Annotated in this window: 6 protein-coding genes; all 6 read left to right on the top strand. The window is 66.2% G+C overall.

The genetic code is table 11. The features are described 5' to 3' along the window. Positions 1 to 190 precede the first annotated feature (190 nt). From NUU27_RS24025 to NUU27_RS24000, 6 genes are read left to right on the top strand one after another with little or no spacing between them, the layout of a single operon-like run. Positions 191 to 2479, top strand: coding sequence for a NosR/NirI family protein (locus tag NUU27_RS24025; RefSeq protein ID WP_257764830.1), 2289 nt, complete (start codon positions 191 to 193; stop codon positions 2477 to 2479). A 22-nt stretch (positions 2480 to 2501) separates the two neighbouring features. Next, entirely contained in the window at positions 2502 to 4424 is a 1923-nt protein-coding gene (gene nosZ / locus NUU27_RS24020; RefSeq protein ID WP_257764829.1) for a TAT-dependent nitrous-oxide reductase, read from the top strand. Between the two features lie 47 nt (positions 4425 to 4471). After that, positions 4472 to 5812, top strand: a complete 1341-nt coding sequence (locus tag NUU27_RS24015) for a nitrous oxide reductase family maturation protein NosD (protein WP_257764828.1) — start codon at positions 4472 to 4474, stop codon at positions 5810 to 5812. Beyond that, positions 5809 to 6723: an ABC transporter ATP-binding protein gene (locus NUU27_RS24010; protein WP_257764827.1), complete on the top strand. Its 915-nt coding sequence runs from the start codon at positions 5809 to 5811 to the stop codon at positions 6721 to 6723. Before NUU27_RS24015 ends, NUU27_RS24010 begins: the two co-directional genes overlap by 4 nt. After that, entirely contained in the window at positions 6720 to 7550 is an 831-nt protein-coding gene (locus tag NUU27_RS24005; RefSeq protein WP_257764826.1) for an ABC transporter permease, read from the top strand. Before NUU27_RS24010 ends, NUU27_RS24005 begins: the two co-directional genes overlap by 4 nt. Further along, the gene (locus NUU27_RS24000; protein WP_257764825.1) at positions 7547 to 8155 is read left to right on the top strand and encodes a nitrous oxide reductase accessory protein NosL; all 609 of its coding nucleotides are present in this window, start codon (positions 7547 to 7549) and stop codon (positions 8153 to 8155) included. Before NUU27_RS24005 ends, NUU27_RS24000 begins: the two co-directional genes overlap by 4 nt. Positions 8156 to 8283 lie beyond the last annotated feature (128 nt).

Raw genomic sequence — 8283 nt, 5'->3', positions numbered from 1 at the left:
CCGGGCGGACCATGAGCCGCCCGGCTCTCTCGTTGTGGCGCCCGGCAGAGGCGTGCCGCTCCGGTTGTCGATTTCGCCGAAGTTTGCGCTAGCACAAAGAAGTATCCTGGCCACGGGTCGATAGTCGCGTGTGTTTTCTGATGACGCTGGTCGTCAGGCCCACCCGATAGAACGAGCCCACGGCCTTTTTATGATTTATCTTTCAGGAGCACCCGCCGGCCTGCGCGCGCTCGACAGGGGCGTCCGCCTGATACTCCTGTTTGCCGTTGCCGCAGTTGTGGGGCTCGCGCTTCTCGGAGCTGCTAACGCCAACGGGCGGCTGCCGGAATACCTTGCACGCGTCTCCCCCGGCGAGCTCATTCCGGGCGCCGACAGTTTCGGCCCCGCCGAAGGCACGCCGCCGCTGGTGCCGGTCTACAAGGGCGGCACGCTCGCCGGCCACGCGTTCCTGAATTCCGATTTCACGAGCACGGTCGGCTATTCCGGCAAGCCGATCCACATTCTTGTCGGCCTCGACCGGCAGGGCGTCATCCGCGGCTTCCGGCTGGTGGATCACAAGGAACCGATCGTTCTCATCGGCATCCCGGAGGAGAAGGTCGTCGCGTCGCTGAACGCGCTCCTCGGCGCCGATATGGGACGCGTCGCCGCGGGCACGCAGCGTCCGCCGCAGGTGGACATCGTCAGCGGTGCCACCGTCACGGTGCTGGTGATGGGCGACAGCGTGACCCGGGCGGCGGTCCGCATCATCCGCAGCAACCGCCTGGGGGGCGAAGCCCCAGCCGCCGCCGTCGCCGGCCCTGCCGGTTCGCGGCAGGTGGACGAAACGCTGCGCGAGACGCTCGATTGGGAGACGCTCGTCGGCCAGGGCGCCGTCCGCTCGCTGAGGTTCACCGTCGGCGAGGTGACGGAGGAATTTCTGCGCGCGGGCGAGGTGCGCGGCGGCGAGAATCCGGAAAGCGCCGATCCGCAGGAGCGCTTCATCGATCTTTATGCCGCGCCCGTCAGCGTGCCCTCGATCGGCATCAGCCTGCTTGGCGAAGCGGGCTACGAGAAGCTGCGCAAGAAGCTGAAGCCCGGGCAGCAGGCGGTCCTGGTCGCCGGCGACGGCGCCTATTCCTTCAAGGGCTCGGGCTATGTCCGCGGCGGCATCTTCGACCGGATCGAACTCCTGCAGGCGGGGCAGGGTGTCCGCTTCAGGGACCGCGATCATACGCGGCTTGCCGAGCTGGCTGCGGACGGTGCGCCGAGCCTGCGCGAGATCGCGCTCTTTTCGATGCCAGCGGATTTCGAGTTCGACGTCACCCAGCCGTGGGAGCTGCAGCTCCTCGTCCACCGCCGCGTCGGTGCGCGTGACAAGGTCACGCTGCCCCTGACGCTGGGCTACACCGTCCCCGAGCGCTATTTGACGCAGGTTCCGGCGCCCCAGGCGGCGCCTGCGGTCGCGGTCGGGACTGCGGCCGCCGAGCCGGCCCCGTTTTCCGAGGAAACGCCCCTTTGGGTGCGCGTCTGGGAAATGAACGCGGTTGAGGTGGGGATCACCGGCGCGGCGATCGTGATCCTGACGGGAATCTTCTTCTTTCAGAACACGCTGGTGCGCCGGCCCAGGCTGTTCGCCTGGGTGCGCCGCGGCTTTCTGCTCTACGCGCTCGTCTGGCTCGGCTGGTACGCGAACGCCCAGCTTTCGGTCGTCAACGTGCTCACATTCTTCAACGCGCTGGTGACGGAGTTCAACTGGGAGTTCTTTCTGTCCGCACCGCTCGTCTTCCTGCTCTGGGCGTCGGTGGCGGCGGCGCTGCTCTTCTGGGGACGCGGGCCGTTCTGCGGCTGGCTGTGCCCCTTCGGCGCCCTGCAGGAACTCACCAACAACCTGGCGCAATGGCTGCGCGTGCCGCAGGTGAAGATACCGTTCGGCCTGCACGAGCGGCTGTGGCCGATCAAATACATCATCTTTCTCGGCCTCTTCGGTCTGTCCTTCTATTCGCTGGCGCTCGCAGAGCGCCTGGCGGAGGTGGAGCCCTTCAAGACGGCGATCATCCTCAAATTCGCGCGTGAATGGCCCTTCGTCGTGTTCGCATTGATGGTGCTGTCGGCCGGCCTTTTCGTCGAGCGCTTCTACTGCCGGTATCTGTGCCCGCTGGGCGCGGCGCTCGCGATCCCCGGGCACATCCGCATGTTCGAATGGCTGAAGCGCTATCCCGAATGCGGCTCGCCCTGCCACCGCTGTGCCAAGGAATGCCCGGTGCAGGCGATTCACCCGGAAGGGCAGATCAACGTCAACGAGTGCATCTACTGCATGCACTGCCAGGAGCTCTATCACGACGACCAGCGCTGCCCGCACATGATCGAGGTGCGGCGCAAGCGGGAGAAGTTCCAGGCGCTTTCCTCCGGCCCCGGCCGGAAAGGCCCGGCCCGGCCGGTCGTCACCCATGGCGGTGTCCCGGTGAAGACGCCGGAGCCGGCCCAATCCCCCACAACCTGACAGGCAAACGAAGGAGACAGCCATGTCGCAGGATGACAGCAAGACCAGATGGAGTAGGCGCCAGCTGCTCGGCACGACAGCGGCCACGGCGGCCGCCGGCGTGGCGGGCACGGGCGGGCTGCTGACGCTCGGCGGCGGCTTTGCAACGCCGGCGCACGCGCAGGGCGCAGCCGCTTCCCAGTCCTATGAAGTCAAGCCTGGAGAGCTCGACGAATACTACGTCTTCTTCTCCAGCGGCCAGACCGGCGAGGTGCGCGTCCTTGGCGCCCCTTCCATGCGCGAGATGATGCGCATCCCGGTCTTTAACCGCTGCAGCGCCACCGGCTGGGGCCAGACCAACGAAAGCCGGAAGATCCTCACCGAGGGCCTGCTGCCGGAGACGGTCGAGATGCTGAAGGAGCGGGGCGAGGTCTATCTCAACGGCGATCTGCACCATCCGCACCCGTCCTTCACGGACGGCACCTATGACGGACGCTATCTCTTCGCCAACGACAAGGCGAACACCCGCGTCTGCCGCATCCGGCTCGACGTCATGAAGTGCGACAAGATCATCCAGCTGCCGAACCAGCACACGGTGCACGGGCTGCGCGTGCAGAAATACCCGAAGACCGGCTACGTCTTCTGCAATGGCGAGGACCGCGTGCCGATCCCGAACGACGGCACGGTCCTCGACGACAAGACCAAGTATCACGCCATTTTCACAGCCATCGACGGCGAGACGATGAAGATCGCCTGGCAGGTGATGGTGGACGGCAACCTCGACAATGTCGACGCCGACTACCAGGGCAAATACTGCTTAGCCACCTGCTACAACTCGGAAGAAGGCGTGAACCTCGCCGAGATGATGGAGAAGGAGCAGGACTGGGTCGTCATCTTCGACCTGAAGGCCATCGAAGCGGCGGTCGCGCGCGGCGACTACCAGGAGATCAACGGTGTGCCGGTGATCGACGGCCGCCACGGTTCGGCGTACACGCGCTACGTGCCGGTGCCGAACGGGCCGCACGGCATGAACACCGCGCCGGACGGCATCCACGCGATCGCCAATGGCAAGCTTTCGCCCACCGTCACGGTCTTCGACGTGCGCAAGTTCGACGATCTCTTCGCCGACAGGATCGAGCCGCGCGACACGGTGGTGGCCGAGCCGGAGCTGGGCCTTGGGCCGTTGCACACGGCCTATGACGGCAAGGGCAACGCCTACACCACGCTCTTCATCGACAGCCAGATCTGCAAGTGGAACATCGAGGACGCCAAGCGTGCTTATCAGGGCGAGGCGGTCGATCCGATCCGCCAGAAGCTCGATGTGCACTACCAGCCCGGCCACAACCACACCTCCATGGGGCAGACCAAGGAGGCGGACGGCAAGTGGCTGATCTCGCTCAACAAGTTCTCCAAGGACCGCTACCTGAACGTGGGGCCGCTCAAGCCGGAGAACGACCAGTTGATCGACATCTCGGGCGACGAGATGGTGCTGGTGCACGACAATCCCACCTTCGCCGAGCCGCACGACGCCACGATCGTCCACCGCTCCAAGATCGATCCGGTGCATGTGTGGGATCGGAGCGATCCGATCTTCGCCGATGCCGTGAAACAGGCGGAAGCGGACGGCATCGATCTCATGACCGCGGCCGACGTTATCCGCGACGGCAACAAGGTGCGCGTCTACATGACCTCGGTGGCGCCGGCCTTCAGCCTGGAGAGCTTCAACGTCCGCGAGGGTGACGAGGTGACGGTCTATGTGACGAACATCGACGAGGTTGAGGACCTGACGCACGGCTTCTGCATCGTCAACTACGGCGTCAACATGGAGATCGGGCCGCAGGCCACCGCCTCGGTCACCTTCAAAGCCTCCAAGCCCGGCGTCTACTGGTACTACTGCTCCTGGTTCTGCCATGCCATGCACATGGAGATGAAGGGGCGGATGTTCGTAGAGCCCCAACCGGCGTAGAGGCTATGGGCTTCCTCCGCCTCATAGCAGCGAGCGGGGTGGCGGCGATGTTCGCCGCCACCTTGGCCGCGCCCGCTTTCGCCGCACGCATCGAGGTGGCGCCGGCAGCCGCACCGCTGCAGGCGATCGTCGACACCGCCGCCGAAGGTGACGTCATCGTGCTGCGCTCCGGCACCCATCGCGGGCCCGTGGAGATCGGCAAGACGCTGACGCTCGATGGGGATCCCGGCGCCCGGATCGAGGGCGACGGCTCCGGTAGTGTGGTTGTCGTCGCCGCAAAGGGGGTGATCGTCCGCGATCTGGAGATCGCGGGATCGGGTCGGGACCTCGAGGCGATGGACGCCGGTGTCTTCGTGACCAAGGCCGGGCAGGGCTCCCTCATCGAAAACAATGACATCATCGGCAATCTTTACGGGATCTACCTGCATGGCGCCCGCGACGCGATCGCGCGGGGCAACAGGATCGTCGGCCTGCGCGAGGGCCGCTCGAACGAGGCGGGCAACGGCATATCGGTCTGGAACGCGCCGGGCGCAAAGGTGATCGACAACGACATCCGCTACGGCCGCGACGGGATCTATGTGGTCACCAGCAGGAACAACCTCTTCGAGGACAACCGCTTCCGCGACCTGCGCTTTGCCGTGCACTACATGTACACCAACGACAGCGTGATCCGCGGCAATCGTTCCCTGGGAAATGCCGTTGGCTTCGCCATCATGTATTCCGACAGGCTGACGATCACCGGCAATCGCTCCGACGGCGACCGCGACCACGGCCTGCTTCTCAACTATGCGAATGGCTCGCAGATCGCGGGCAATGTGGTGCTCGGTCGGCTGCAGCCCGCCGAGCGCTGGAGGAACGCGGGCCGGCTCGCCGGCACAGCCCATGCGCCGGTCGGCGCCGTGGAGCCCGTGCCGTCGCAAGCGGCAGGCATGCGCCTCGGCCCCGAAAAATGCGTCTTCATGTACAACGCCAACCGCAACCGCTTCCGCGGCAACCGCTTCGAGGGCTGTCAGATCGGCATCCATTTCACGGCGGGCTCGGAAGGCAACGAGATCGCTGGAAACGCCTTCATCGCCAACCGCAACCAGGTGAAATATGTGGGCACGCGCAACCTCGACTGGTCGAGCGGGGGGCGCGGCAATTTCTGGAGCGACAATCCCGCCTTCGATCTCGACGGCGATGGCCTTGCCGACAATCCCTATCGGCCGAACGACCTGGTCGACAAGGTCTTGTGGACCGCGCCGAGCGCCAAGATCCTGCTGACGAGCCCCGCGACCCAGGTGATCCGCTGGGCGCAGTCGCAGTTCCCGGCCGTGCTGCCGGGCGGCGTGGTCGACAGCTTTCCCCTCATGACCGCGCCCGTGGCGACGCTGGAGGCACCCGAATGACCGCACATGTGCAGATCGACGCCGTGGTGAAACGCTATGGCCCGCGGACCGCGGTGGACCACATCTCGCTCACCCTGCGCGAGGGCGAAACCGTCGCGCTCGTCGGCCACAACGGGGCCGGCAAGACGACCCTCATCAAGCTGATGATCGGGCTCATCCGGCCGGACGAGGGCACGATCCGCGTCCTCGGCAGCGACCCGGCAACCGGCGATGCGAAGGCCCGCCGGCGCCTCGGCTACCTGCCGGAAAACGTGGCCCTGAATCCCGCGCTCACCGGCCGCGAGACACTGTCCTTCTACGCTCGGCTGAAGAACGAGGATCGTCGGAAGGTCGCCGCGCTTCTGGAGCGCGTCGGCCTCGGCGAAGCGAGTGCGCGCCGCGTCGGCACCTATTCCAAAGGCATGCGGCAGAGGCTGGGCCTTGCCCAGGCACTGCTGGGCAAGCCGAAGCTGCTTTTGCTGGACGAGCCAACGACGGGCCTCGACCCCGCCCTGCGCGAGCAATTCTACGAGATCGTGCGCGTGATGCGGAACGAGGGATGCACCGTTCTCATCTGTTCCCATGCGCTGGCGGAGATGGAGGGCTGTGCCGACCGGGTGGTGATCGTCGATTCCGGCCGCAAGATCGCGGACGGCAGCATCGACGAACTGCGCCGGATCGCCAGCATCCCCGCGAAGATCCGCCTCAGGACCGTGCCGGGCGAATTGCGCCGCGTCGAAACCCATCTCGGCCTCAACGGCTGCCACAAGCGGCTCGACGACACCACGATCGAGGTGAACCTGACCCTCGCCGAGAAAGTCCGCTTCGTCCATCGCGCGGCGGCGCTTGAGGACCAGGTGCTCGACATCGACGTGCTGCCGCCGTCGCTTGATGAACTCTACGCCCATTTCCTGCAGGGGAGGCGCATGTGAAAGCCGTTCTGATCGTTGCCCTCAAGGAGGTGCAGGAGGGGTTGCGCAACCGCTGGGTCGTGGCGTCGTCGGCGCTGCTTGCGACGCTGGCCTTGACGCTCAGCTTCCTCGGCAGCGCGCCGACCGGGAGCGTGGGCGCGGAGCCGCTCGACATCGTCATCGTCAGCCTGTCGAGCCTCACCATCTTCCTCGTGCCGCTGATCGCCCTGCTCATCTCGCACGACGCGGTGGTGGGCGAGGTGGAGCGGGGCACGATGCTCCTCCTGCTCAGCTATCCGCTGGCCCGCTGGCAGGTGCTCACCGGCAAGTTCCTGGGGCACATCGCGATTCTCGCCTTCGCCACCATGGTCGGCTACGGCGTCGCCGCCGCATCGCTGCCCCTGACGGGCGCCTCGATCACCGCGCGGAGCCTGACGGCTTTTGCCGCGATGATCGCTTCCTCGATCGCGCTTGGGGGCATCTTCGTGGCGATCGGCTATCTCGTCAGCGCGCTTGCCGCCACGCGCGGCGCCGCGGCGGGGGCGGCCATCGGCGTGTGGCTCTTCTTCGTGCTTCTTTTCGACATGGCGCTGCTCGGGGTGCTGGTGGTCGATCAGGGCGCCATCGTTTCCGCCCACATGCTCGACGCCGTGCTGCTTTTCAACCCGACCGACGTCTATCGCCTCCTGAACCTCGCCGGATCGGGCTCGGTGGGGGCGCTTGCCGGCATGTCGGGCCTTGCCGAGGCAAGCGCTCTCAGCGCCCCGGCGCTGCTTGCCGCGCTCGCCGCCTGGACCCTTCTGCCGCTCGGAGCGGCAGGCTTCGCATTCGCAAGGAGAGAGCTATGAAATTTCCCCTGAAAGCCGCGGCGGCCATCCTGTTCGCCGTCTCGCTCCAGGCCTGCGAGCAGCAGGTGGAAGCACCGCCCGTTCCCTTCTCGCTGACGGAAGAGGCGATGGGCCGCTACTGTGGCATGAATGTGCTGGAGCATCCCGGTCCCAAAGGCCAGGTCATCCTGTCGCGCTATGACGAGCCGATCTGGTTTTCCTCGGCGCGCGATGCAATCGCCTTCACCTTGCTGCCGGAGGAGCCGAAGGACATCCGCGCCGTCTTCGTCTCCGACATGGCGCGGGCGGCGAGCTGGGATGATCCGGGCGCCGACAATTGGGTCGAGGCGGCAAGGGCCTTCTTCGTCATCGGCAGCAGCCGCAAAGGCGGAATGGGCGCCGACGAAGTGGTTCCCTTCTCGAGCCGGGAGGCGGCTCAGGCGTTCCAGGAGGAGCATGGCGGCCGCATCGTCACCCTCGCACAGGTGCCGAGCGGCTACATCCTCGGCGGAGCGGAGGCGGACACCGCCGCGTTGCACGATGCGATCGTTTTCAAAAAATTAGAGCGGGATGCGGACGGAAAACCGTTTCACACTTCTCCTCATCCCGCTCTAGGAGAGATGTGAGATGCCGGTCCAACTCTCCCGCCGCCGCTTGATCCGCATCAGCGCCGCCGCGGCGGGGTTCGCGCTGCTGCCGGCCGGCCTTGGCGCCGCCGCGCCGCATGCGATCGAGTGGCGGGGCAGGGCGCTCG

Source organism: Nitratireductor sp. ZSWI3 (genome assembly GCF_024655565.1).
Classification (GTDB): Bacteria; Pseudomonadota; Alphaproteobacteria; order Rhizobiales; family Rhizobiaceae; genus Nitratireductor.
The sequence above is the reverse complement of the archived record's forward strand: the minus strand, read 5'-3'. Positions and strand labels throughout refer to the sequence as shown.